Origin of the sequence: Ochrobactrum sp. EDr1-4, from assembly GCF_049199085.1 — a bacterium.
Taxonomy (GTDB): Bacteria; Pseudomonadota; Alphaproteobacteria; order Rhizobiales; family Rhizobiaceae; genus Brucella.
The window spans coordinates 485,754-508,064 of the sequence record NZ_JBLZOF010000001.1 but is presented as its reverse complement, the minus strand read 5'-3'; the positions used below and the strand labels follow the sequence as shown (position 1 = coordinate 508,064).

Here is a 22,311-nt window from a genome sequence, read left to right as displayed (position 1 = left end):
GTGATGAGCGAGCAATCACCGGATAACCGCCCGCGTCTTGACCAGTTGCTGGTTGATCGCGGCCTGTTCGCCACGCGTTCGCGTGCGCGCGATGCGATACAGCGCGGCACGGTGAAGGTTGATGGCAAGACCGTCACCAAGCCGGGGCAAAATGTTCTGCGCACGGCAGAACTGAGCGTCGATGATCCGGCCAGCGCCTATGTTTCGCGCGGAGCACTGAAACTGATCGCGGCACTTGATCATTTCCATCTCGATGTGAAGGGGCTGAATGCGCTTGATATTGGCGCATCGACCGGCGGTTTTACGCAGGTGCTGCTTGAACGCGGTGCTAGTCACGTCATTGCAATCGATGTTGGCCACGATCAGTTGCATCCGACATTGCGCAGTGATCTGCGTGTCACCAACAAAGAAGGCGTCAATGCGCGTGCGCTCGAGTTTAACCACCTTGATGGCCGCGACATTGGCTGCGTTGTTTCGGACGTAAGCTTCATTTCGCTGAAACTCGCTTTGCCTCCGGCATTGGCGTTTGCGCAAAAAGATGCTATCTGCGCGCTTCTCGTAAAGCCGCAGTTCGAAGCCGGGCGCGAAGCCATCGGCAAAGGCGGCATTCTGCGTGACCCTAAAGACGGCGAACGCATTGCGGAAGAATTGAAATCATGGCTTGAAACGCAACCCGGATGGCGTGCGCTGGGCCTTTGCCCGTCACCCATTGAGGGCGGCGACGGCAATCGTGAATATCTCTTGGCAGGAAAGAAAGATTTATGACGACGCAAGTTACAATCCGCTCGATAGGCGCGGGCGGCGATGGCGTCGCCAATCTTCCCGATGGCCAGCTTTTTGTGCCTTTCACGCTGCCGGGTGAAGTGGCCAATGTTGCACGCGACAAGAACCGTGGCACGGTGATGGCACTGCTTGAAACCTCCAATGAGCGTCAGGATCCAGAATGCCAGCATTTTGAAGAGTGTGGCAGTTGCGCGCTTCAGCATTGGCAGGACGAACCTTACCGCGCATGGAAACGCGAACTGGTTGTCTCGGCTCTTAAGGGTCGCGGCCTTGATGTCGAGGTTGAGCCGCTGGTCGCTTGCCAGCCGCAGTCGCGCCGCCGCGCAACCTTTGCTGCGCGCAAGACTGAAAAAGGCGTGCTGCTTGGCTTTAATCGCCACCAGAGCCACGAGATCATCGATCTTGTCGAATGTGCTGTTACAGTGCCGGAAATCGTCGCGCATCTTGATGACCTGCGCGAAGTGGGCGCGCTGATCGGACCGGGTTCAAAGCCGTTTAAGCTAGCTGCAACTGTAACCGCTTCCGGGCTTGATCTGGCAGCAAGCGGCTGCGGTAAATTAAGCGATGAGCAACGCCGTGCGTTGACTGCACTGATGATGAAAAAGGGCTTTGCCCGCCTTTCACATGAAGGCGAAATCATCGTCGAGCCGAAGAAGCCGATCATCCATTTTGGCAAAGTACCGGTTCCGGTGCCTCCGGGTTGCTTCTTGCAGGCAACGGTTGAGGCCGAAGAAGCCATGGTTTCGCTCGTGCTTGCGCATGTTGGTAAATCCAAGCGCGTCGCCGACCTCTTCTGTGGGGTTGGAACATTTGCGCTGCGTATCGCTGAGAAGAGCGCGGTCCACGCGATTGAAAATGATGCACCAGCACTCGCTGCCCTTGATCGCGGCGTGCGTCATGTGCAGGGATTGAAGCCTGTTTCGGTTGAACGCCGTGATTTGTTCCGCCGCCCGCTGATGCCAAAAGAATTGCTGCCTTATGATGCGGTGGTGTTTGATCCGCCACGCGCGGGCGCTGAAGAGCAGGCACAAGAACTGGCCAAATCCAAGGTAGGCAAGGTGGTTGCCATCTCTTGCAACCCGGTCACGCTGGCCCGCGACCTCGCCATTCTGGTGAAGGGCGGCTACCGCATTACCCGCGTCACACCGATTGACCAGTTCCTCTGGTCTTCGCATGTTGAAGCCGTGGTAACGTTGGTGAAGAAGTAGAACGCATTATCGCAGCAACACTTGCATCTCACATTAAAAGTCTGGCTGTTCGCAATTGTTACTGGCTGACGGGTGTTTTCGAGATTCCTCTGGCTGCCGGATATTGCAGTAAAATTCGACTTTGCTAAAAAATACAAACCTGAATGGGTAATTTTTACCCATTCAGGTTTTTCATTTCATGGCCTTGCATATGATGTTTCTGTGCGTCGCACTGTCATGTTCATATCGCGTTTTGTGCAGATTTTTGCCGACAGGCTGCAAGACGTATCACCGGCGCGGTTCTTCCTCCCAATCGTGAATAGCGCCCTGCGATAGACGATTATAAAATGACTGAAAATACCTCTTTGCCGGATCTGAACGGCGTTTTTCCTGCTCGTGAGATCAAAATCAAAAAACATGGATTGGCGCATCGTCTGCTCTATCCGTTTCTCAGCATCGTCTTTGCTTTTGCGAGTGTTGGCGTTGCTGTGGCCTGGTTTCCAGGACTTTACAAAGACCACCTGATTATGAACGATCCGCTCGTTCTGGAAGATGCTTCTATCATCGACGGTCAGTGCCGATCTAAAAAGATGACGGTTAACTGCAAGGCTGGCATTGTCTATGACTATGAAGGCGAGCGCCGTATAAAGCAGGTCGAGTTTTCATTTGTGAGCTTGGCGGGTGGCGATTACGAAACAGACGTTGTCATGCAGCGGTCTGATCCTGAAAATGTAACGCTGACACTGGCCATTGATGAGTTCTGGAATCGTCTGGCCTTTGATCTCGGGCTTTTCGCGATCATGCTCGCAATGTCTGTGCTGTTTCTGGTTCGCTTCTTCAAGATCATGGGAAGCGCGTCTGCAATGAAATCCGCCACAGCACTTCAGTTTGTTTGGGCGAAGATCACAGCCAGTAAGAAGAGTCTTGGCGCGACGAACATCACTTACAACCCGGTTGATAAGGCGCATAAAAAGAAGAGTGTTGTTTCGCGATTTTCGCGAAAGGAAAGCCCGTTTCTTCATTATGTGCAAGCGGATGATGAGACCTATGGCATTGTTGCCATACATCCACAGGCGTCATTGCCTGTTCTTCTGGATGAGGGTTTTGAACGTCTCGATCTCAATAAGGATGATCGTGAAGCTGCGTTAAAGGCGGTGAATGATCGTCTTACTGTTTGATACATAAAAAAGGGCGGATTTTCCGCCCTTTCGTTTATCGTAAAGCCCAATCCACTGCCGCCTCTGCATGTAACTGTGTTGTGTCAAACACCGGTACGGGACTGTCCTGCTGGCCTATCAGCAGCATGATTTCGGTGCAGCCGAGAATGATTGCTTCTGCGCCGCGCTCAACCAGACGCTGGATGACCGCACGGTATTTCTCGCGGGAAACATCGCGCACATCGCCCACCACCAGTTCCTGATAGATGATGTCATGCACAGTTTTGCGGTCGGCATCGTCGGGCGTGAGAACGTCCAGCCCATATTTTGCAGCAAGGCGACCTTTGTAGAAATCCTGCTCCATCGTGAACGCGGTGCCGAGCAGACCCACTTTTGAGAAGCCTGCGGCCTTGATTTTTTCTGCTGTCGGGTCGGCAATATGCACGAGCGGAATTGACGTGGCATTTTCGATATCAGAGGCCATTTTATGCATGGTGTTGGTGCAGATCAGGATGAAGTCCGCGCCACCTTTTTCAAGGTTTTGCGCCGCTTCAATCATAAGCTTTGTCAGTTCGTCCCATTTGCCCTGATGCTGGAGATCCTCGATCTCTGCAAAATCCATCGACCACATCAGGCTTTTGGCCGAATGCGTGCCGCCAAGTTTTGCGCGGACTTCGCGGTTGATGATGCGGTAATATTCCTGCGAGCTTTCCCAGCTCATCCCGCCGATTAGTCCAATCGTCTTCATCTCTGCCTCCCAGATAGAGTTAAGGGCGGATTGCTCCGCCCTTTTATTCGTTATGCAATCGGTCCAGAGCCGCGATTACATCTTCTCGATGATCTTAGGATCGCCCTCATGTGCGCGGCCATTGGCAGCGAGGATTGCTGGCACAATGTCTTTCGCATCATCAATCACCAGCGGCTTTACCTGATGCGCGGTATGCAGGAAGCCTTCATTTGTCATGTGCTCAAGCAAAGTGAGCATCGGCTGCCAGAAATTATTGATATTGGCGAAAACCATCGGCTTGGTATGCTTGCCAAGCTGTGCCCAGGTCATCATTTCCACGATTTCTTCAACCGTGCCGATGCCGCCGGGGAGGGTGACAAAAGCGTCTGACTTCTGGAACATCAGATGCTTGCGCTCGTGCATGTCGCCAACCACGATCAGCTCGGTTAATTCCTGCGCTTTTTCCAGGCTTGCTTCCTTGTCGAGCAGGAAGGTCGGGATGATGCCGGTGACTTCGCCGCCCGCTTCCATCACGCCTTGCGCAACCGCGCCCATAATGCCGCGCGTTCCGCCGCCGTAAACAAGACGAATGCCATGTTCCGCAAGCGAGCGACCAAGCGTGAGGCCCGCTTCACGATAGATTGGATTTAAGCCCGTTGAAGAGCCGCAATAAACACAAATGGATCGAATCTGAGACATGATTTCTTGTGCTACTTTGCTGTTTCAGCGTCAAGCGTCTCAAGCTATAACTGATGCGAAGCATATTTAGGCAGGGAGTTTGATGGAATGAAGAAGTGGATTTTGGCTGCAGGTTTTTCGCTTGTGGCATCGGGTGCGCTGGCCGGAGAAATTAATATTCCTTTGCCCGACGATGTGGAAGTAACGGAAAACTCGGTTCTTTATAAATGCGGAGATCAAAACGTTTCTGCCACTTATTACAATGCCGGTGAAAACTCACTCGTGCAGCTCGAAATGGAAGACACGTCGGTTATCGCAGCCAATGTTCTTTCGGGTTCCGGCGCAAAATATGCAGGCGGCGTTTACATTTGGTGGACCAAAGGCGACAGCGCTGATCTCTATAATCTGATGGATGATCCTGATCAGGAAAAGCCAATCAGCTGCAAAGAAGAGTAGTTTTCTTATAATCAGTACCGATAATATTTGTAATTCGGCTCAACTTCTTGTGAGACGCATAAAAAAGCGATAAACCCGTTGACTAATTTACTCATGTGGGTTTCGGGCCGAAATGCAAAATTACAGATATGGAATTATCGGTATTCTTATCGTCCTTATTCTAGGCGGTGGTGCGTATTATTGGAATTCGCTGAAAGAGCAGGGCGCAGCACCGGGTTCGGACATAGCTACAAAGGCTCCCGAAACCGGCAGCGCGCCTAAGACTGCTGAGACGCAGGCACCTGTGGCTGCAGCTGAGCCTGAAAAGCCAGCGGAAACGGCAGCGCAACAGTCCGCCGAGCAGACTACGCCTGCAGCATCCACGGAAGCACCAAAAGAAGCAAAAATCCCGTCCTTCGACATCCTACGTGTTGAAACAGATGGCTCTGTCGTGATTGCGGGTCAGGCTGCTGCGAATGCAGCCGTTGAGATCATTTCCGGCTCAAAAGTGTTGGGGACGACAAAGGCCGGAGAAAATGGCGACTTTGCTATAGTTCTCGATCAGCCGCTAAAGCCGGGCGATCATCAGCTTGTGCTGCGTGCAGGCGGGGAGGGTGGCAATGTCGCTACCTCCGCACAAACAGCAATCGTTTCTGTGCCTGATAACAACAATGGTCAGGTTTTAGCGCTCGTTGAAGAGCCAGGTCAGGCCAGCCGTCTGATTACCAAGCCGGAAGCGCCAGCGCAGCAAGCTGCATCGCCGACGGAAACCGGTGAGCAGGCACCGAAGGTCCAAGCGCCGGTGGATGCACCGATTGCCATTGAAGCGGTGGAAATCGAAGGCAGCAAAGTTTTCGTTGCAGGCAAGGCGAAGGGCGGCAGCACTGTTGTCGTGAATGCTAACGATACTCTACTCGGTTCAAGCCCGATTTCGCCGGAAGGTCGTTTTCTGGTGCAGAGCCAAAAGCCACTTTCGGTGGGTGACTACATCATCCGTGCTGATTTGCTGGATGCCAGTGGTCGTGTGATTGCAACCGCACGCGTGCCGTTCCGTCGTGAAGCTGGTGAGAATGTCTCAGCCGTTGCAACGGGAACAGTCAGCCAGAACAGCGCCGCGGAAGATGCAGCAAATGGCACGCCGTTGCAGAACGTTGATGGTTCGGTGATCATCCGCAAGGGTGACAACCTCTGGACGATCTCCAAGCGCACTTACGGCAATGGCACGCGCTACACCACGATCTATCTCGCCAACCGCGATCAGATCCGTAATCCAGACCTCATTTTACCGGGTCAGGTTTTCGTGATGCCGCAGCAGCCGCTCGGCGATGATGAAGTGCAGCGCCGTCTGCACGATTCTGCAAACTAATATAAACGCGCTATCTCTATTTCGTGAACGCAGTGTCCACGATAGCGCGTCCCGATAAGTGTGAAACGGTTTTCGGGCAAGACGCGCGTTAAAACAAGTAATTAGACTTCTAAGCATGAGCCCGGAAATCATTTTCGATTTCCGGGCTCATGCTTAGAAAGGACACTGCGTAATCTTGCTTTTTTGACTATAATCGTATATCGTCGATTTACGATGAGTATCTCCCTAGAAATAATTTCCAATGCTGTTTCCGGCGTGGATGACGAGTTGGCAGCGCGCATTTATGCAGCGCTCGGTCATCCCGTGCGTATTCACATACTCCGGCAGCTTATCCTTGAGGATGCCTGCTGCTGCAAAGACATTGTTTGTCGTCTCGACCTTGCGCAGTCCACCGTGTCGCAGCATCTCAAAGTTCTCGTACAAGCTGGCCTTATAGACTATCGGCCCGACCGCCAGACATCACGCTATAGCGTCAACTGGCAACAACTCACCATAATTCGTTCGCATCTTGCAGCCTTCAGCAATGGCTGCTGCGAAAAACCTGTCTGATCTGAAAGAAACACCATGAGTTCCCCCAAAACTGTTTCTGCCGATTCTGGCGAAACATTCAAAACATTGCGAAATCTGTGGCCCTATATGTGGCCTTCTGAACGGCCAGACCTACGCATGCGCGTGGTATGGGCGACGTTCTATCTGGTAATTTCCAAGCTTGTGCTGATCCTCGTTCCCTATTTTTTCAAATGGGTGACGAACGCGTTGAACGGCCAGCTTGACGCCGCGGATTACATTCCGCTTTTTCTCACCGGCGCGGTTATGCTGGTTCTGGCCTATAATGCCGCCAAGATCATTCAGGCGGGTTTAAACCAGCTTCGTGATGCGTTGTTTGCAAGCGTTGGCCAGCATGCGGTGCGCCAGCTTGCCTATAAAACCTTCGTGCATATGCATCAGCTCTCACTGCGCTTCCATCTGGAGCGGCGCACGGGCGGGCTTTCGCGCGTCATTGAGCGTGGCACGAAGGGCATTGAAACGATTGTACGTTTCACGATCCTCAATACATTGCCGACTGTGCTGGAATTCGCATTAACGGCGGTGATTTTCGCCTTTGCTTACGGCTTTTCTTATCTTCTCGTCGTGGCCGCGACGGTCGTCGCCTATACGTGGTTCACGATCAAGGCAAGTGACTGGCGCATCAATATCCGTCGCGAGATGAATGACTCCGACACTGATGCCAATACCAAGGCCATCGACTCCTTGCTCAACTTCGAGACGGTCAAGTATTTCGGGAACGAGACGATGGAAGCCGAACGCTTCGATGCGTCCATGGCGCGTTATGAAGATGCGGCCACCAAGACATGGACCTCGCTTGGCTGGCTCAACTTCGGTCAGGCCGTCATCTTCGGTGTCGGTATGGCGATTGTCATGGTGATGTCGGCGCGTGAAGTGCAGGCTGGCACGCAGTCGCTCGGTGACTTCGTTTTCATCAATGCCATGCTGATGCAGCTTTCCATCCCGCTCAATTTCATCGGTTTCATTTATCGCGAAATCCGTCAGGGTTTGACTGATATTGAGCAGATGTTCGACCTTCTCGATGTGCAACAAGAAGTGCAGGACAAGCCAACTGCCGAGCCGCTTAGCGTCGATAAGGGTGCAATCCGTTTTAACGATGTGCATTTTGCTTATGATGCCAACCGCCCGATCCTTAAAGGTGTGAGCTTTGAAGTGCCAGCGGGCAAGACGGTAGCGATTGTAGGCCCATCGGGTGCGGGCAAATCCACGATCTCGCGACTGCTGTTCCGCTTTTATGATGTGCAGTCGGGTTCTGTCACGATTGACGGGCAGGACGTGCGCGAAGTGACACAGGAAAGCTTGCGTAAAGTCATCGGCATGGTGCCGCAGGATACGGTGCTGTTCAACGATACGATTGCCTATAACATTCGTTATGGCCGCACCGATGCGAGCGATCAGGACATGGAAAAGGCAGCCGAAATGGCGCAAATTTCCCAGTTCATCAAACATCTGCCGGAAGGCTATCAGGCGATGGTGGGTGAACGCGGACTGAAGCTTTCGGGTGGCGAAAAGCAGCGCGTTGCGATTGCACGCACGATCCTCAAAGCGCCACCAATCCTCATTCTGGATGAGGCAACTTCGGCGCTCGATACCGCGACGGAGCAGGAAATCCAGTCGGCGCTCGATATCGTCAGCCGTGGTCGCACAACGCTGGTGATCGCTCATCGTCTGTCGACTGTGATCAGTGCTGACGAAATCATCGTTCTGAAAGATGGTCTGATCGCCGAGCGTGGCACACACCGCGATCTGCTCTTGCAGGATGGTCTCTATGCATCAATGTGGAGCCGTCAGCGCGAAGCGGATGAGGCAGAAGAACGCCTGCGTCAGGTTCGCGAAAATGACGATATGGGCGTCGTCAGCCGCGGTGTTCCAGCAGCCGAGTAAGGCTCTTTGCAGAGATCGAGAATTAAGGCATTGTCAGTCTGGGGGCTGACAATGTTACAGATATTTCGGCAAAAAACATTTTGGAAAAGGACACTCTGGTGGACCTGGAAGGTCTACGAGTTTTTCTGCGTTACGATTGTAACCCTTTATTTTGTATTTATGCTGGTTGCTATGGTTGTGTATTTTAACGACAGCTACGTCTTGCCGAACAAAATGGTGGTGAAGCGCGTTTTCAATTTTACTCTACATGGCCAATCTGATCTTTTTACTTCAGACGGATACACACGACTTGCGGAAGATATGGAGTTTATGTGTTTCAATGACCGCTATATCGAGGTCTTTACTATGGATCCCGGTGGTGGTGTCTTTGACGGAGAAACAAACTTGCCTGTTCCAAAGGGAAAGCGGGATATAACTGGGTTGAGTAAGCCGCCATATAGTTGCTACGGATATTATACCGCGTGGGTGGGGCCTGACTTGTTGTATGAGCGCAGTCAAGATCCATTGGTAGTGTCATGCAAATGGCGCAACTACTCCAACCCCAATTTGAAAAATCTTGCATGGCTTGAAAAGCGCCGTTGTCGTTCACGCCGATGAAATGCAACTTTCGAGCCTGATAGAAACAAATTTTTGAATAAGTTATCCTCTTAGGATCTATCGCCATTACCCTCTTAGCAATTGTAATTTGAGAGGGCTCATGAATATATATTTATCGAAGATCGATAAAAGCAGGCAGCGGTTGAATGAATTAAGCCGTCGGGAAGCTTTCAGTCACTACATAAAACATGGTAGCGTTCCTCGTGTTTGGAACGAAATTATGGATGCGTCAGATACCGAAGAAAAATTTCTTCGGTATCTGACGCGTTATAATCAAGCTTTGTCATACAAAGCAAAAGTTGGTGCTAAGGAGCGGAGCGCCACACATTATATTTGGCGTACCAAGCATGATGGTCGCGTACGAAGCGAACATGCTGCCAATGATGGTAAACTATTTTCATGGAATGAACGGCCTGTTACTGGCCATCCTGGTGAAGAGTATAATTGCCGATGTGTCGCTGAGCCATATGTCGAAGGGGCAACAGAATATGCAACGCATAATTTTTCATCAAATCTCGCAGCGCCCTATGGTCGCTGGGATAATTTGGATTTCGTGAAACATTATTTTTTTGGGAATGGACGCCCGGTAACTTTGTTGGAAATAGGCCATTTGCAAGAGATTGCGGAGCAGTATGCTCATCACGATAAAAACAAAGGTGCATTTCGTCGATTGTCGGGTCAAATTGCAAGTAAAGCTCGCGAAGGCGGGATGAAGGCACTGTGGTATTATTTTGAAGGAAATTATGACTTTAAACCCATTCAATTTTCACATGGGACAGCTAGCATATATGGTTATTTTAACGGGGACGTTACAACGCAAGGTGCCATGTTGCTAATTAGTGGCGAAAGTCAATTCTACTTTACAGATACGTTCAAAGATCCTTTGGATACCTTCAACCTATTCGAAGATGACCTGGAGGTCGGTGGGACGCCTTACGAAATTACGGGCGAGTGGACAGCAAATTTCGTTGCGCAAGTTTTTACAGACGAGTCGAGAAGCCAGTATTTCCACAAGGGGGCAAATGATTAGATTTTCGCTGTGGCTCGTGTGGAGCGTCTATAAGATCGCCTGTGTTTTTGTGATCTCGGCGGTGATCCTCTTTGCACTCTTTATCATTTTCACGCGCTATACGAATTACTGGCCGTAAGGCACGGTAGGATCACGCGCCTTAACAGTCGTGAATAATTTGCGAAATCGATTTGGATTTTGGACAGGATGAGGTAAAAACGGCCAAACCTAAAGGAAAATCGATGAGCCTGTCTGATACAATCCGTAACACTTTCGTGCCGATCCATCGTGAAGGCTATCCGTTTATCGCGGCGTTTTTCGTGGTTTCGCTCATTCTGGGCTGGCTGTGGGAGCCGCTTTTCTGGGTTGGCCTGGTGCTGACCATCTGGTGCATCTATTTTTACCGTGACCCTGAACGCGTGACGCCCATTGCCGATGATCTGGTGATCAGCCCGGCTGATGGCAAAGTATCTTTCGTTGGTCCGGCTGTGCCGCCAGCTGAACTTGATCTCGGTGCAGAGCCGCTGATGCGTGTTTCTGTGTTCATGAATGTGTTTTCGGTGCATATCAACCGCGCGCCGGTACGTGGCAAGATCGAAAAGATTTTCCACCGTCCGGGTAAGTTCCTCAATGCAGAGCTCGACAAGGCCAGCACTGATAATGAACGCAATTCCGTTCTTATCGACAGTGCAAATGGTAAAGTCGGCGTTGTGCAGATCGCAGGTCTTGTCGCACGCCGTATCGTCTGCTGGTCGCGTGAAAGCGATAATCTTTCAGTCGGCGAACGCTTCGGCCTAATCCGTTTTGGCTCACGCGTTGATGTTTATCTGCCAGCCGGTGCATCGGTTCGCGTGGCTGTTGGTCAGACAGCCGTGGCCGGTGAAACCGTGCTTGCTGAATTTGGTGGCACACGCGCTGAACCAGTGGTTCGGATCGCCTGAGCCGATGGAAACACCATTCCCACCTTTCGAGCCGAATGGCCGCGTGAATTCATCGCGCGGCCCTAGATTGTCGCAGATCCCACTGCGCATTGTTGTCCCGAATGTCATCACAGTTCTTGCAATTTGCGCGGGGCTTACGGGCATTCGGCTGGCATTTGAGCATCGCTTTGAACTTGCGGTGATGATGGTGCTGGTTGCGGCATTTCTCGACGGTGTGGATGGTCGCGTTGCGCGTATGATGAAAGGCTCGTCGAAGTTTGGCGAGCAGATGGATTCACTCGCTGATATCGTCAATTTTGGCGTTGCACCCGCGCTGGTGCTTTATGTCTATGTGCTTGATCAGGCGCGCTCTTTCGGCTGGATCGCCGCACTTCTCTATGCGATTGCCTGCTGCCTGCGCTTGGCGCGTTTCAATGTGATGCTGGAAGACCCGAACCGTCCGCCTTGGCAGAGCAATTATTTCATCGGCGTTCCAGCACCTGCTGGCGCGATGCTGGTACTGTTACCAGTCTATCTCGGTTTCCTCGGGCTTACACCAACCAAGGGGCTGGCTTTTGCGGTTGCGGTTTTCACCGTGGCGATTGCTTTCCTGCTGGTCAGCCGTCTGCCGGTCTATAATGGCAAGTCTGCTGGTGGTCTCATTCGTCGCGATTTCGTTATGCCGCTGATTTTGCTGGTGGTGATCTATGTGGCGTTTCTCATGAGCTTCACATGGCACACGCTTACGCTCACAGCTCTTGCTTATCTGGCTTTTCTGCCGTTCAGCCTTGTTGCGTGGAACAAGCGCGAAGCCGCTGACCGCAAAGCGGCAATTGAAAGCGAGCCGTCAGAAGAAGTCTGACGGCAAGGTTTTGCGGATGAAATTGACGCGCTCCTGAACCGTTGATTTCGGCAGGAGCGCGATTTCATATCCAAGCCCCCGATATGTTTCTTCCATGGCTTTGAATGTGCGCAAGGCTTCATCGAAGTCTTGTTTGCGCTCGGCATCCTGACCAAAAATTGCCTCCCATGGCGGGGCGAGAAACACCGTTTTGTTATATCGAATCATCGACGCTGCGCGGTGCATATGTTCAGGTACGGGCAGACCGCAAAGCGTGAGATAGCCGATAACATCCGGCACGCCACGGTCGAAAAACACAGGGCATTGTTGCTTGAGCGCGAAGTCGTAGGAACGCATCTCCCACGACAGCATCAGTTCCGAAAACAGAGCGCGATCCGCCCATGGCAATGCGTTTCCGCCGATTTCGACCTGATGCTGGATAATGGCACGGCCTGCTTCAATGCTGCGTGCAAAGCCTAGGCTTTCAAGCGCATCAATCAGCGTACTTTTGCCTGATCCGGGACCACCGCTGATGACGATAAATCGTTCCATGTCGTAAGTCATTGTTCCTCCAATAAATTGGGAAAAGTAAGCTTCAGAATAATATGGTTGGGGGAGGGGTCCGCTTTAAAACAAGGCCGAATGGTTCAGCAGGAGCGGAATACTCAAAAAGGTAATTCCGGCCTTGAGGTTAGCGCGCATCCCGAAAAGTGTAAAACGGTTTTCGGACCAAGATGCGCGCCAAAAAGATAATTAGAGCGCGGATCTGATTCAATCAGATCGAAACGCGCTCTAAGTAAGGCCAGAAAAGCAGCGATTAGGAAGGCAAGTGATAGTCGAGGAACTTATCCTGACGCACGTCGTAAAGCTTACCTGTAACGTCGAGGTTCGGATCGGCCAGCTGGACGATCTTTTCTGCAACGGACTGCGGTGTCGGCAATGTTTCAGGATCTTCACCCGGCATAGCTTTTGCGCGCATGGCGGTACGGGTTGCGCCGGGATTGACCGAGTTGACCTTGAGCTTCATCTGCTTGGTTTCTTCAGCCCAGCTACGTCCCATCACCTCGACAGCAGCCTTGGAAGCTGCATAAGGAGCCCAGAAAGCGCGGCAGGTATGTGCAACGCCCGATGACAGCAGAATCGCGCGTCCTGCATCTGATGCGCGCAGCAGGGTGTCGGTTGTACGGATAAGACGCCATACGCTCGTGACGTTTACATTCATGACCTGATCAAAAACTTTGGATTCTATATGGCCGATGGGGGAAATCGTGCCAAGAATACCAGCGTTCGCTACCAGAATGTCGAGCTTGCCCCAACGTTCATGAATGGAACCGCCAAGACGGTCAATCGCTTCCATATCGGTAATATCGAGCGGCACGAGTGTTGCGCTGCCACCGACCTTGCGAATATCGTCGTCGAGTTCTTCCAAACCGCCAACGGTGCGCGCAACGGCAATCACATGCGCGCCGCGCTTTGCCAGTTCAAGCGACAGAAAATAACCAATACCGCGCGATGCGCCCGTTACCAAGGCCACGCGGCCTGTAAGGTCGATACTCATTATACCCCCAGTGTAGAGCGCATCCCAAAAAGTGTGAAGCAGTTTTCGGAAAAGATGCGCGTTAAAACAAACATTTAGAGCGCCGATCTAATTCAATCAGATCGAAACGCGCTCTGATGCTAGCTTATGAAACAGGCGGCCCGTTGAGCCGCCTGCGTGAAGACAATCGATCAGCCGTTTGAGGCGAGAAGCGACAACGTGTGGATGTTGCTTTCGCCTTCCTGATCGAGAAGGCGGGTTGGATATTCACCCGTGAAATAGTGATCGGTAAAGGCAGGGGCCTTTGGATCACGAGCCTCGCCGCCAACGGCCTTATAAAGCCCGTCGATGGTGAGGAATGCCAGCGAATCTGCACCGATATATCGGCACATCGCTTCAAGGCTGTCATATTGGTTCGCCAGCAGCTTATCGCCGTCCGGCGTATCAATACCGTAGAAATCCGGATGGAAAATCATCGGGCTTGCCACGCGGATATGCACTTCCTTGGCACCGGCATCGCGGATCATCTGCACGATTTTGACCGACGTTGTGCCGCGCACGATGGAATCATCCACCAGAACCACGCGCTTGCCTTCAATCATCGCACGATTGGCCGAATGCTTGAGCTTCACACCAAGAGCACGGATCTGCTGGGTTGGCTCAATGAAGGTACGACCGACATAGTGATTGCGGATGATACCATATTCAAATGGAATGCCGCTGGCCTGCGCAAAGCCAAGCGCCGCTGGTGTTCCACCATCCGGTACAGGGACAACAACATCAGCTTCGATTGGCGATTCTTTTGCCAGTTCCATGCCCATGTTTTTGCGCGCAACATAAACGCTGCGTCCACCGACGACCGAGTCAGGGCGCGCAAAATAGACATATTCAAACAGGCAAAGACGTTCTGGCTGCGGGTTTTCGGCCTTGATGCAATCGGTTGTGATTGAGCCATCTTTCTGGATTTCGCAGATGATGACTTCGCCGTTTTCCACGTCGCGAATATATTTCGCACCGATAATGTCGAGAGCACAGGTTTCCGAGCAGAAGATTGGCTTGCCGTCGAGTTCACCCATGACGAGGGGACGAATACCGACCGGATCGCGTGCCGCAATCAACTTGGTACGGGTCAGAGCGAGCATAGCATAGCCGCCTTCGACCTGACGGATTGCATCGACAAAACGTGCGCTCGAGGAGGTCTGACGCGAACGCGCAATCATATGCAGTACGACTTCGGTGTCGGATGTTGCCTGAAAGATTGCACCCGAAGCAATCAGCTGCTTGCGCAGCGTAATGCCATTGGTGAAATTGCCGTTATGCGCAATCGCGATGCCGCCAACTTCGAGCTCGGCAAAAAGCGGCTGCACATTGCGCAGGATCGTTTCGCCGGTCGTTGAATAGCGCACGTGACCGATAGCCCGGTCGCCCGGAAGACGATTAAGCATCGACGCATCGGTGAAGTGATCGCCGACCAGTCCCATGTGGCGTTCCGAATGGAAACGACCCTTATGGTAAGACACGATACCGGCTGCTTCCTGTCCGCGATGTTGAAGAGCGTGCAGACCAAGCGCTGTCAGCGCTGCTGCGTCTTCATGGCCGAGAATACCAAATACACCACACTCTTCATGCAACGTGTCATCGTCCAGCATAAAGGAGTTTTCGTCATGCGATTGTTGGGACATCGTCCGCAAGACCTTTCGATTGCGGTTACTAAAAGCGATATTTACAGGAAAAGCCGCCACTTTAAAAGTGCTCGCTTTCGCCTGCGTCATTTTCAGCGCTCAATATAGGCATTGATTGAGGCTGAAAACAGATGAAACCGGCAACGCATAACGTGCCGGTTCCAAAAATGTTTATTCAGGATCAGTTTGCAGCTGGAGTATCATCCGGTACAGGCTGCTCAGTGGTAGTGCCAGCTGGCGTTTGCGTGTCCTGGCCTGGTTTGAATTGCTTTATGGCTGATTCAGGGTCAGCAGGCAGAAGTTCAACAAGCTGCTGACCAAAAGAGTCGAGCATTGGCTTGGATTTTGCGTTCGTGACCCATGCAGGTTGTCCGGTTGGAACCAGCCAGTTGAAGAACAACATCGCAACGACCACGAGCAGAACACCACGGGCAGCACCGAACAGGAAGCCGAGTGTGCGATCAAGTGCACCAATGCGGCTGTCGATGATGAAATCGGCAATTTTCATTGTAATCAGCGAAACAACAATAAGCACGACGAGGAACACTGCGCCAGCGGCTGCAATCTTCGCGATTGTCTCATTGTTGATGTATGGCTGGAGATAAGGCAGCACAGGCTGGTAAAACAGATAGGCCGCTGCAGCTGCCGCAGCCCATGAAACCAGCGACAGCACCTCGCGCGAGAAGCCGCGAACCATCGCAAGAATGGCCGAAACCAGTGTTATTCCGAGTAGAATTCCATCAAGTAGCGTAACCGGCATTCTGGGCTGTCCTTAATTGATACGCAGGATGTCTTTACCTGCGGGGCAGTCAAATTTTTGATAGTTTAACATCGGAAAGTTGACGAAACCTTCCGCAGTTAAATCTCATTAAATTCAATGATCTGCAACCTGATGATTGCAGATCATGGTCATTTTTTGGCCGGACCCGATGCAGCAATACGCACAACTAGATCCGACAGAGCGGTCGTCTCCACAAGGCCAAAACCGCGATCTTTCCAAAGGTCACTGGTTCCACCCGGCGCTACCGCCTGCTGAAAGCCGAGCTTTTCAGCTTCTTTCAGTCTCTGTACCGCATGCGAAACCGCACGAACAGCACCGGAAAGGCTGATTTCGCCGAAATAAACACTATCTGCGGGCAGGGCAATACCAGCGATGGACGAAACAAGCGCCGCAGCAACCGCAATGTCAGCTGCAGGCTCGCTGATGCGATAACCACCTGCCACATTAAGATAGACATCGTGCTGGCCAAAGCGCACGCCGCAATGTGATTCGAGCACAGCCAAAATCATTGCCAAACGGCTTCCATCCCAACCGACAACAGCACGGCGCGGCGTGCCGAGCGATGAGGGAGAGACCAGTGCCTGTATTTCGACCAGTACCGGGCGGGTGCCTTCCATGCCGGCAAAAACGGCTGCACCCGGCGATTTCGCATTGCGTTCGCCAAGGAACAGTTCAGACGGATTAGAGACTTCGCGCAAGCCACCATCCGACATTTCAAACACGCCTATTTCGTCAGTCGGGCCGAAACGGTTTTTCACGGTACGAAGGATACGGTATTGATGTCCGCCTTCGCCTTCAAAATAGAGGACGCCATCGACCATATGTTCAACAACACGTGGACCGGCAATCTGGCCTTCCTTGGTGACGTGTCCGACGAGAACAACCGCCGCACCCGTCTGCTTCGCATAGCGGATCATTGCTTGTGCTGATGAGCGCACCTGTGTGACTGTGCCAGGTGCAGAATCTGCCATGTCGGTCCAGAGTGTCTGGATCGAATCGATGATAACCAGATCAGGTCGCTTGCCGTCAGAAATCGTCGCTAAAATGTCTTCGACATTGGTTTCAGCGGCCAGTTCCACCGCGGATGATGCAACGCCTAATCGCTGCGCGCGCAGGCGTATCTGCGCAACGGCTTCTTCGCCCGACACATAGACAATGCGATGACCGTGATTGGCGAGGGCTGCTGCGGCCTGTGTCAAGAGCGTCGATTTTCCGATGCCCGGATCGCCACCAATCAGGATAGCCGAACCACGAACGAAGCCACCGCCGGTAACCCGATCAAGTTCGCTGATGCCGGATATGATGCGCGGGGCATCTTCGATTTCACCCGATAGCGAGGTGAGTGCAACAGCGCGGCCCTTGCGCTTGGACAACATGGAGCCGGGACCAGACCCAATGCCGCTATTGGTGCCTTCTTCGACGAGTGTATTCCACTCGCCACAACCGTCGCACTTACCCGCCCAGCGCGTATGCACTGCGCCGCAATTTTGGCAGATGAACTGAATGCGTGCCTTGGCCATCAGACACGCTCTTTAGGATTGGAGAAACTATTCATACTGGTCAGGGATATAAGAACCTTCGGCCAAATCTGCAAATCGCGTGAACTCTGCCTGGAACGCGAGCTTAACGGTGCCGGTTGGTCCGTGACGCTGCTTAGCGACAATTACGTCAGCCGTACCTTTCACTTTTTCAAAGTGCTGCTTCCATTCTTCATATTTCGGGTCGAACTCATCCCGCGGCTCTAAATTCTTGACGTAATATTCTTCGCGGAACACGAAAAGAACCACGTCGGCATCCTGCTCGATCGAACCCGATTCACGAAGATCGGAGAGCTGCGGACGCTTGTCTTCTCGGCTTTCAACCTGACGCGAGAGCTGTGAGAGCGCAATGATCGGAACATTGAGTTCTTTGCCAAGCGCTTTCAGGCCGGTAGTGATTTCGGTGATTTCCTGAACACGGTTCTGTGCAGATGCCTTGGAAGAACCTGTCATCAGCTGAATATAGTCGATCACAAGAACATCAAGGCCGCGCTGGCGCTTCAGACGGCGCGCGCGCGCCGCCAGCTGTGCAATCGAAATACCACCGGTCTGATCGATGTAGAGTGGAATCTTCTGCATATGTTGCGAGCAGGCGACCAGTTTTTCGAAGTCGGATTCGGTAATGTCACCACGGCGGATTTTTGAAGACGAAACTTCTGTCTGCTCAGAAATAATACGCGTTGCGAGCTGTTCAGCCGACATTTCGAGCGAGAAGAAACCGACAACGCCGCCGTTCTTAGCCTTCATAGAGCCATCGGCCTGTTGGTCAGCTTCGTAGGCATTGGCGATGTTGAAAGCGATATTGGTTGCCAGCGAGGTCTTACCCATACCCGGGCGACCGGCTAGTACGATCAAATCGGAAGGCTGCAGGCCACCCATCTTGCCATCAAGCATGTGAATGCCGGTGGAGACACCGGATAAATGGCCATCGCGCATGAAGGCGGCATTGGCCATATCAACAGCGTTGGTGACAGCGTCTTTAAACGCCTGAAAACCACCGTCATAACGGCCAGTTTCAGCGAGTTCAAAAAGACGGCGTTCGGCGTCTTCAATCTGCTCCTGCGGTGCATTATCGACAGGCGCGTCATAGGCGACATTGACCATGTCTTCGCCAATGCCGATCAGCGCGCGGCGGGTCGCAAGATCATAGATCGCACGGCCATAATCTTCGGCATTGATGATGGTGACGGCTTCAGTGGCAAGACGCGCGACATACTGGAACACGGTCAGATCACCGATCTTGCCTTCGTTCGGTAAGAAGGTCTTCATCGTGACCGGATTGGCCATTTTGCCAACGCGGATGAGATCAGTTGAAATCTCGTAGATGCGTCGATGTAGAGGCTCAAAGAAATGCGTTGATTTCAGAAAGTCGGAAACGCGGTAGAACGCATCATTGTTGATCAGAATAGCGCCCAATAGCGCCTGTTCTGCTTCAATGTTATGAGGTGCTTCACGATAAAGCGCGTCTTTCTGATCGCGCGCATCGTCAAGTTTGCGTACCACCGCTTCCGCCATGTCTGTCGTATCCTGTGTCTGATCTTTTCCAGCTAGCCTTGAACTGTGGCCAAATGCAACGCGGCCTCAAGGTGATTCCCGCTGGAAGATACAAACTATACCATGATTCACAGTCATCCACAGAGTGACGATCAATTTAAGCGCGCTAATTTCGGACGCTGCCACTCGCATCGGCTTCGCGTAAGGCGCTCATGACGCGCTCGAAATGCGCATCCCATTGGGGGATTGGTGGTGGTTGCAAACGCTTATGCTTTTCGGAGTGAAGTTTGATAAGTCGCTCCCACCCTTCAGGATCATCAATGCTACATAAATGAGGATAGTCGCCCGCGATTTCGCGATATACTGCCAAATCATTTGCAATAACGGGAATACCTTCACGGGCAGCTTCAAGTACTGGTAGCCCATAACCCTCTGCAAAACTTGGCATAAGTAAAGCGTTACAATCAGCAAGTAACTGTGCGACCGTAGTGTCGTTGGGGCCAATTAAGAGATGGATTGACTCGCCCAATAAGGGGCTGTTTTCCAGTCGATTTTTCAGGTCTTCAATTTTCCATCCCCAGTGTCCCAATACAACCAACTGAGGCATAATCTCTGGTGTTGTTTCTTGGGCTAATTTTTCCCAAAGATTGACAACGAAGCTATGGTTTTTACGCGGTTCAATTGTACCTAGTATGACATGAATCGGTCGTTTCTTATCTATACTCGCATAGGATGCAGATATTTCTCCGATGTTTACTTTCTTTGTATCGTGGAGGCCAAGATGCGAGACGATGTACTTAGTTTTGGCCGGGTTTCCGTTTAATCGCAATGCGTGTTGAACAAAACTGTCGGCGGTTGATTGTGAGTTGCATATAAGGTAATCGCCGGATTCTGCTTGGTATTTTACCAGTCCTTGCAAGTGAGGCTTCATCGCGGCTTCACAATATTGAGGAAAGTCCAGGGCAATAGTGTCGTGCAGCATCACTGCGGTACGCAAGCCAGCTTCTCGAATAGTATCAAGAAAAACATCCTCGCCCGGATGAAGGCCAGTTGATATGTACCAGCCGCCTTGCGGACATAGCCGTTTAAAGTGCTTGGAAAGCTTTTGTTTTTTTTCAAAGCTATGCCAGGTCATAATCGCGAATTGTGCCAAATTTGTTCGAACCGCACGACGCTTCCGCCCCAATTTCCAAAATATTTTAGATTTATAGTTCAAACTATCAGAAGAATTTTTTTCAAGTATTTCGATAAGATACGAGGAGGCTTCTCTATCAAGAATCATGACCTTGTCATTTCGACGTACGGAAAAATATATTGGTGAATTTAAGCCAATTATATATTTCAACCATGCTCTTTCGACGCGGCCAATTCCTGTTGGTATTTGGCCTAGTCGTTGTATTGCGAAAGATGCGTCAAAAACAATTGGCTTCATTCTCTAATCGACGTCCCCAAACATTCGGCTTTAATATCGAGCCGATCTAAAAAGACCGGGCGATTTAGTGCCATATGAATCAAAGCAACTAAGTTAATGTGCTTTAAGAGATAATTAGGGATTTGGTCAATAGTATCCGAGACTTGATGCCGGTGGTACTATTGGGTTTAAATCTCATAGCATTAATTTTGCCGATTAATAAACAAAGTGTCTTCGAGATACTTACACCTTTAGTCTTTTTGTTATTTCCCGCACTTCACTGTTTGCGCCTTCGGGTGCGCTGTCGAGCCGTTTTAGACGCTTTTCCTCGGTCTCAATGTAATTGCGGGTGAGTGGAACTGCGTCCTGACGATGCGCAATTTGAATGTGGAAGACCATCATATTCTGCCAGCGGAAAGCGCTTTCTGATGCGGCCAGATAGAACTCCCACATACGACAGAAGCGTTCGTCATAAAGCGCTTTCGCCTCGTCGCGCCGTGCCATGAAAGCCAGTCGCCATTCTTTGAGTGTCTCCGCATAATGAAGCCGCAGGATTTCAATGTCGGTGACGTAAAGCCCAGCTTTTTCGATATGCGGCAAGACTTCAGAAAGAGCAGGGATATAACCACCCGGGAAGATATATTTTCGGATGAATGGGTTGGTCGCGCCGGGGCCATCAGCGCGTCCAATCGCATGCAGCACAAACACACCGTCTTTTTTCAATAAGCGTGCGGCATGCTGGAAATATTCTGCGAAGTGTCCAATGCCGACATGCTCAAACATTCCAACCGAAACCAGCCGGTCGAACTGGTCATCAATGTTTCGATAGTCTGTTAGTTGGAATTTGGCACGGTCTGAAAGACCTTCATCCAATGCACGCTGATTGGCGATGGCATGTTGCTCTTCCGACAGTGTGACGCCTGTGACATTTGCTTTGAGAAAGCGGGCGAGGTAAAGCCCCATGCCACCCCAGCCGCAACCAATGTCGAGGACCTTGTGATCCTCTTTGACAAGAAGCTTGGCCGCAATGTGCCGCTTTTTAGCAAGCTGTGCTTGCGCAAGTGTTGCATTTGGCGTTTCGAAATAAGCACAGGAATATTGTTTGTCGGGATCGAGAAACAGATCGTAAAGCGCACCGGACAGGTCATAATGACTTTTGATGTTGCTCGATGAGCGCGCAATGTTGTTCATTTGTTGGAAGCGACGGAACAGCACGCGAAATTTTCCCGCCGCCTTCATCCATGGCTCAGTAGCGGCTGTTGGACCAGTGTTCTCAAAGACGATTTTCAGAAGCGTATAAATATCGCCTTCCAGAAAATCGATCTCGCCATCCATGAAACATTCAGCGAGTTTCAGTTCCGGGTCGAGAGCGACAGCGCGTTCCGCATGGAGCGTGTTGAACCGCATATGGACCGGCTCACCAGTCTTGTCACCATAACGATTGGCAGTTCCAGTTGAATCGGTAACCGTGAGGTCGCCGATTTTAATCATATGCGAAAGAACAGTACGCAGCATTCCATGCATTGGCCCCATCTCCCTTTTTAGAGCGCCGTGCGTCCGCAGGACGCACAAAGGACGCTCTAATCTCTAGGTTTCGCATCGTACTTTCCAAAATCGAAATCGATTTTGGGTCGATGCGGGATTGAAGCAAGTGCAACATCCATGCGGTTGCATGGCAGGCGGCCCGTTGCCTTATAAGCCGCACTGTCATCAGATT

General features: G+C 51.6%; 21 protein-coding genes. 11 read left to right on the top strand and 10 right to left on the bottom strand.

Annotation, left to right across the window (positions count from 1 at the left end; genetic code table 11):
• The first annotated feature begins 3 nt into the window (after window positions 1-3).
• From ACOZHT_RS02595 to ACOZHT_RS02585, 3 genes are all read left to right on the top strand, one after another.
• Window positions 4-765 carry a TlyA family RNA methyltransferase gene (locus ACOZHT_RS02595; RefSeq protein WP_339507984.1) on the top strand — a complete coding sequence of 254 codons (762 nt, stop codon included), beginning with the start codon at window positions 4-6 and terminating at the stop codon, window positions 763-765.
• On the top strand, window positions 762-1,991 hold the full coding sequence (locus tag ACOZHT_RS02590; protein WP_421565307.1) for a class I SAM-dependent RNA methyltransferase: 1,230 nt from the start codon (window positions 762-764) through the stop codon (window positions 1,989-1,991). Before ACOZHT_RS02595 ends, ACOZHT_RS02590 begins: the two co-directional genes overlap by 4 nt.
• A gap of 326 nt (window positions 1,992-2,317) precedes the next feature.
• Window positions 2,318-3,148, top strand: coding sequence for a hypothetical protein (locus tag ACOZHT_RS02585; RefSeq protein ID WP_339507987.1), 831 nt, complete (start codon window positions 2,318-2,320; stop codon window positions 3,146-3,148).
• A gap of 34 nt (window positions 3,149-3,182) precedes the next feature.
• Here the strand turns inward: ACOZHT_RS02585 and ACOZHT_RS02580 are convergent, their stop codons facing one another.
• The gene (locus tag ACOZHT_RS02580) at window positions 3,183-3,875 is read right to left on the bottom strand and encodes an aspartate/glutamate racemase family protein (protein ID WP_339507988.1); all 693 of its coding nucleotides are present in this window, start codon (window positions 3,873-3,875) and stop codon (window positions 3,183-3,185) included.
• A 75-nt stretch (window positions 3,876-3,950) separates the two neighbouring features.
• Complete coding sequence (locus ACOZHT_RS02575) at window positions 3,951-4,553, bottom strand: TIGR00730 family Rossman fold protein (protein ID WP_339507990.1); 603 nt, start codon at window positions 4,551-4,553, stop codon at window positions 3,951-3,953.
• An 87-nt stretch (window positions 4,554-4,640) separates the two neighbouring features.
• Here ACOZHT_RS02575 and ACOZHT_RS02570 point away from each other — a divergent pair, with 87 nt between their 5' ends.
• The 8 genes from ACOZHT_RS02570 (at window position 4,641) to pssA (ending at window position 12,172) form a co-directional block, all read left to right on the top strand.
• The gene (locus ACOZHT_RS02570) at window positions 4,641-4,988 is read left to right on the top strand and encodes an MliC family protein (protein ID WP_339507991.1); all 348 of its coding nucleotides are present in this window, start codon (window positions 4,641-4,643) and stop codon (window positions 4,986-4,988) included.
• Between the two features lie 112 nt (window positions 4,989-5,100).
• Entirely contained in the window at window positions 5,101-6,333 is a 1,233-nt protein-coding gene (locus tag ACOZHT_RS02565) for a LysM peptidoglycan-binding domain-containing protein (protein WP_339507992.1), read from the top strand.
• Window positions 6,334-6,546: 213 nt separating this feature from the next.
• A complete protein-coding gene (locus tag ACOZHT_RS02560) occupies window positions 6,547-6,882 on the top strand; it encodes a metalloregulator ArsR/SmtB family transcription factor (RefSeq protein ID WP_339507994.1) in 336 nt (111 codons plus the stop codon).
• Between the two features lie 15 nt (window positions 6,883-6,897).
• Window positions 6,898-8,784 (top strand): ABCB family ABC transporter ATP-binding protein/permease, encoded by a 1,887-nt coding sequence (locus ACOZHT_RS02555; protein ID WP_421565306.1) that lies wholly within the window; start codon window positions 6,898-6,900, stop codon window positions 8,782-8,784.
• A 51-nt stretch (window positions 8,785-8,835) separates the two neighbouring features.
• Window positions 8,836-9,381 (top strand): hypothetical protein, encoded by a 546-nt coding sequence (locus tag ACOZHT_RS02550; protein ID WP_339507997.1) that lies wholly within the window; start codon window positions 8,836-8,838, stop codon window positions 9,379-9,381.
• A 100-nt stretch (window positions 9,382-9,481) separates the two neighbouring features.
• Entirely contained in the window at window positions 9,482-10,411 is a 930-nt protein-coding gene (locus ACOZHT_RS02545) for a phage minor head protein (RefSeq protein ID WP_339507999.1), read from the top strand.
• Window positions 10,412-10,632: 221 nt separating this feature from the next.
• Window positions 10,633-11,331 carry a phosphatidylserine decarboxylase gene (locus tag ACOZHT_RS02540; RefSeq protein ID WP_339508001.1) on the top strand — a complete coding sequence of 233 codons (699 nt, stop codon included), beginning with the start codon at window positions 10,633-10,635 and terminating at the stop codon, window positions 11,329-11,331.
• 4 nt (window positions 11,332-11,335) lie between these two features.
• A complete protein-coding gene (gene pssA, locus ACOZHT_RS02535; protein WP_310011114.1) occupies window positions 11,336-12,172 on the top strand; it encodes a CDP-diacylglycerol--serine O-phosphatidyltransferase in 837 nt (278 codons plus the stop codon).
• On the opposite strand, the gene ACOZHT_RS02530 is transcribed toward pssA, so the two are convergent.
• The 8 genes from ACOZHT_RS02530 to ACOZHT_RS02495 all read right to left on the bottom strand — a co-directional run bounded on the left by ACOZHT_RS02530 (window position 12,158) and on the right by ACOZHT_RS02495 (window position 22,118).
• Window positions 12,158-12,715, bottom strand: a complete 558-nt coding sequence (locus tag ACOZHT_RS02530) for an AAA family ATPase (protein WP_339508002.1) — start codon at window positions 12,713-12,715, stop codon at window positions 12,158-12,160. The two genes, pssA and ACOZHT_RS02530, sit on opposite strands and share 15 nt — an antisense overlap.
• A 253-nt stretch (window positions 12,716-12,968) precedes the next feature.
• Window positions 12,969-13,709, bottom strand: a complete 741-nt coding sequence (locus ACOZHT_RS02525) for an SDR family NAD(P)-dependent oxidoreductase (RefSeq protein ID WP_339508004.1) — start codon at window positions 13,707-13,709, stop codon at window positions 12,969-12,971.
• A 170-nt stretch (window positions 13,710-13,879) separates the two neighbouring features.
• Entirely contained in the window at window positions 13,880-15,370 is a 1,491-nt protein-coding gene (gene purF, locus ACOZHT_RS02520; protein WP_339508005.1) for an amidophosphoribosyltransferase, read from the bottom strand.
• A 181-nt stretch (window positions 15,371-15,551) separates the two neighbouring features.
• Complete coding sequence (locus ACOZHT_RS02515) at window positions 15,552-16,130, bottom strand: CvpA family protein (protein ID WP_310010785.1); 579 nt, start codon at window positions 16,128-16,130, stop codon at window positions 15,552-15,554.
• 149 nt (window positions 16,131-16,279) lie between these two features.
• On the bottom strand, window positions 16,280-17,671 hold the full coding sequence (gene radA, locus ACOZHT_RS02510) for a DNA repair protein RadA (protein ID WP_339508006.1): 1,392 nt from the start codon (window positions 17,669-17,671) through the stop codon (window positions 16,280-16,282).
• A 27-nt stretch (window positions 17,672-17,698) separates the two neighbouring features.
• Window positions 17,699-19,204, bottom strand: coding sequence for a replicative DNA helicase (locus ACOZHT_RS02505; protein ID WP_339508007.1), 1,506 nt, complete (start codon window positions 19,202-19,204; stop codon window positions 17,699-17,701).
• A gap of 145 nt (window positions 19,205-19,349) precedes the next feature.
• Window positions 19,350-20,615 carry a glycosyltransferase family 1 protein gene (locus ACOZHT_RS02500; protein ID WP_339508008.1) on the bottom strand — a complete coding sequence of 422 codons (1,266 nt, stop codon included), beginning with the start codon at window positions 20,613-20,615 and terminating at the stop codon, window positions 19,350-19,352.
• 222 nt (window positions 20,616-20,837) lie between these two features.
• Entirely contained in the window at window positions 20,838-22,118 is a 1,281-nt protein-coding gene (locus ACOZHT_RS02495) for a cyclopropane-fatty-acyl-phospholipid synthase family protein (protein WP_339508009.1), read from the bottom strand.
• Window positions 22,119-22,311 lie beyond the last annotated feature (193 nt).

Bases quoted from the DNA above. Each gene is read 5' to 3' on its own strand.
- ACOZHT_RS02550 (WP_339507997.1), top strand. From the start codon at position 8,836: ATGTTACAGATATTTCGGCAAAAAACATTTTGGAAAAGGACACTCTGG.
- purF (WP_339508005.1), bottom strand. From the start codon at position 15,370: ATGTCCCAACAATCGCATGACGAAAACTCCTTTATGCTGGACGATGAC.
- ACOZHT_RS02495 (WP_339508009.1), bottom strand. From the start codon at position 22,118: ATGCATGGAATGCTGCGTACTGTTCTTTCGCATATGATTAAAATCGGC.
- ACOZHT_RS02505 (WP_339508007.1), bottom strand. From the start codon at position 19,204: ATGGCGGAAGCGGTGGTACGCAAACTTGACGATGCGCGCGATCAGAAA.
- ACOZHT_RS02595 (WP_339507984.1), top strand. From the start codon at position 4: ATGAGCGAGCAATCACCGGATAACCGCCCGCGTCTTGACCAGTTGCTG.
- ACOZHT_RS02580 (WP_339507988.1), bottom strand. From the start codon at position 3,875: ATGAAGACGATTGGACTAATCGGCGGGATGAGCTGGGAAAGCTCGCAG.
- ACOZHT_RS02565 (WP_339507992.1), top strand. From the start codon at position 5,101: ATGCAAAATTACAGATATGGAATTATCGGTATTCTTATCGTCCTTATT.
- ACOZHT_RS02555 (WP_421565306.1), top strand. From the start codon at position 6,898: ATGAGTTCCCCCAAAACTGTTTCTGCCGATTCTGGCGAAACATTCAAA.
- ACOZHT_RS02530 (WP_339508002.1), bottom strand. From the start codon at position 12,715: ATGACTTACGACATGGAACGATTTATCGTCATCAGCGGTGGTCCCGGA.
- ACOZHT_RS02585 (WP_339507987.1), top strand. From the start codon at position 2,318: ATGACTGAAAATACCTCTTTGCCGGATCTGAACGGCGTTTTTCCTGCT.
- ACOZHT_RS02500 (WP_339508008.1), bottom strand. From the start codon at position 20,615: ATGAAGCCAATTGTTTTTGACGCATCTTTCGCAATACAACGACTAGGC.
- pssA (WP_310011114.1), top strand. From the start codon at position 11,336: ATGGAAACACCATTCCCACCTTTCGAGCCGAATGGCCGCGTGAATTCA.
- ACOZHT_RS02540 (WP_339508001.1), top strand. From the start codon at position 10,633: ATGAGCCTGTCTGATACAATCCGTAACACTTTCGTGCCGATCCATCGT.
- ACOZHT_RS02545 (WP_339507999.1), top strand. From the start codon at position 9,482: ATGAATATATATTTATCGAAGATCGATAAAAGCAGGCAGCGGTTGAAT.
- ACOZHT_RS02575 (WP_339507990.1), bottom strand. From the start codon at position 4,553: ATGTCTCAGATTCGATCCATTTGTGTTTATTGCGGCTCTTCAACGGGC.
- ACOZHT_RS02590 (WP_421565307.1), top strand. From the start codon at position 762: ATGACGACGCAAGTTACAATCCGCTCGATAGGCGCGGGCGGCGATGGC.
- ACOZHT_RS02560 (WP_339507994.1), top strand. From the start codon at position 6,547: ATGAGTATCTCCCTAGAAATAATTTCCAATGCTGTTTCCGGCGTGGAT.
- ACOZHT_RS02515 (WP_310010785.1), bottom strand. From the start codon at position 16,130: ATGCCGGTTACGCTACTTGATGGAATTCTACTCGGAATAACACTGGTT.
- radA (WP_339508006.1), bottom strand. From the start codon at position 17,671: ATGGCCAAGGCACGCATTCAGTTCATCTGCCAAAATTGCGGCGCAGTG.
- ACOZHT_RS02525 (WP_339508004.1), bottom strand. From the start codon at position 13,709: ATGAGTATCGACCTTACAGGCCGCGTGGCCTTGGTAACGGGCGCATCG.
- ACOZHT_RS02570 (WP_339507991.1), top strand. From the start codon at position 4,641: ATGAAGAAGTGGATTTTGGCTGCAGGTTTTTCGCTTGTGGCATCGGGT.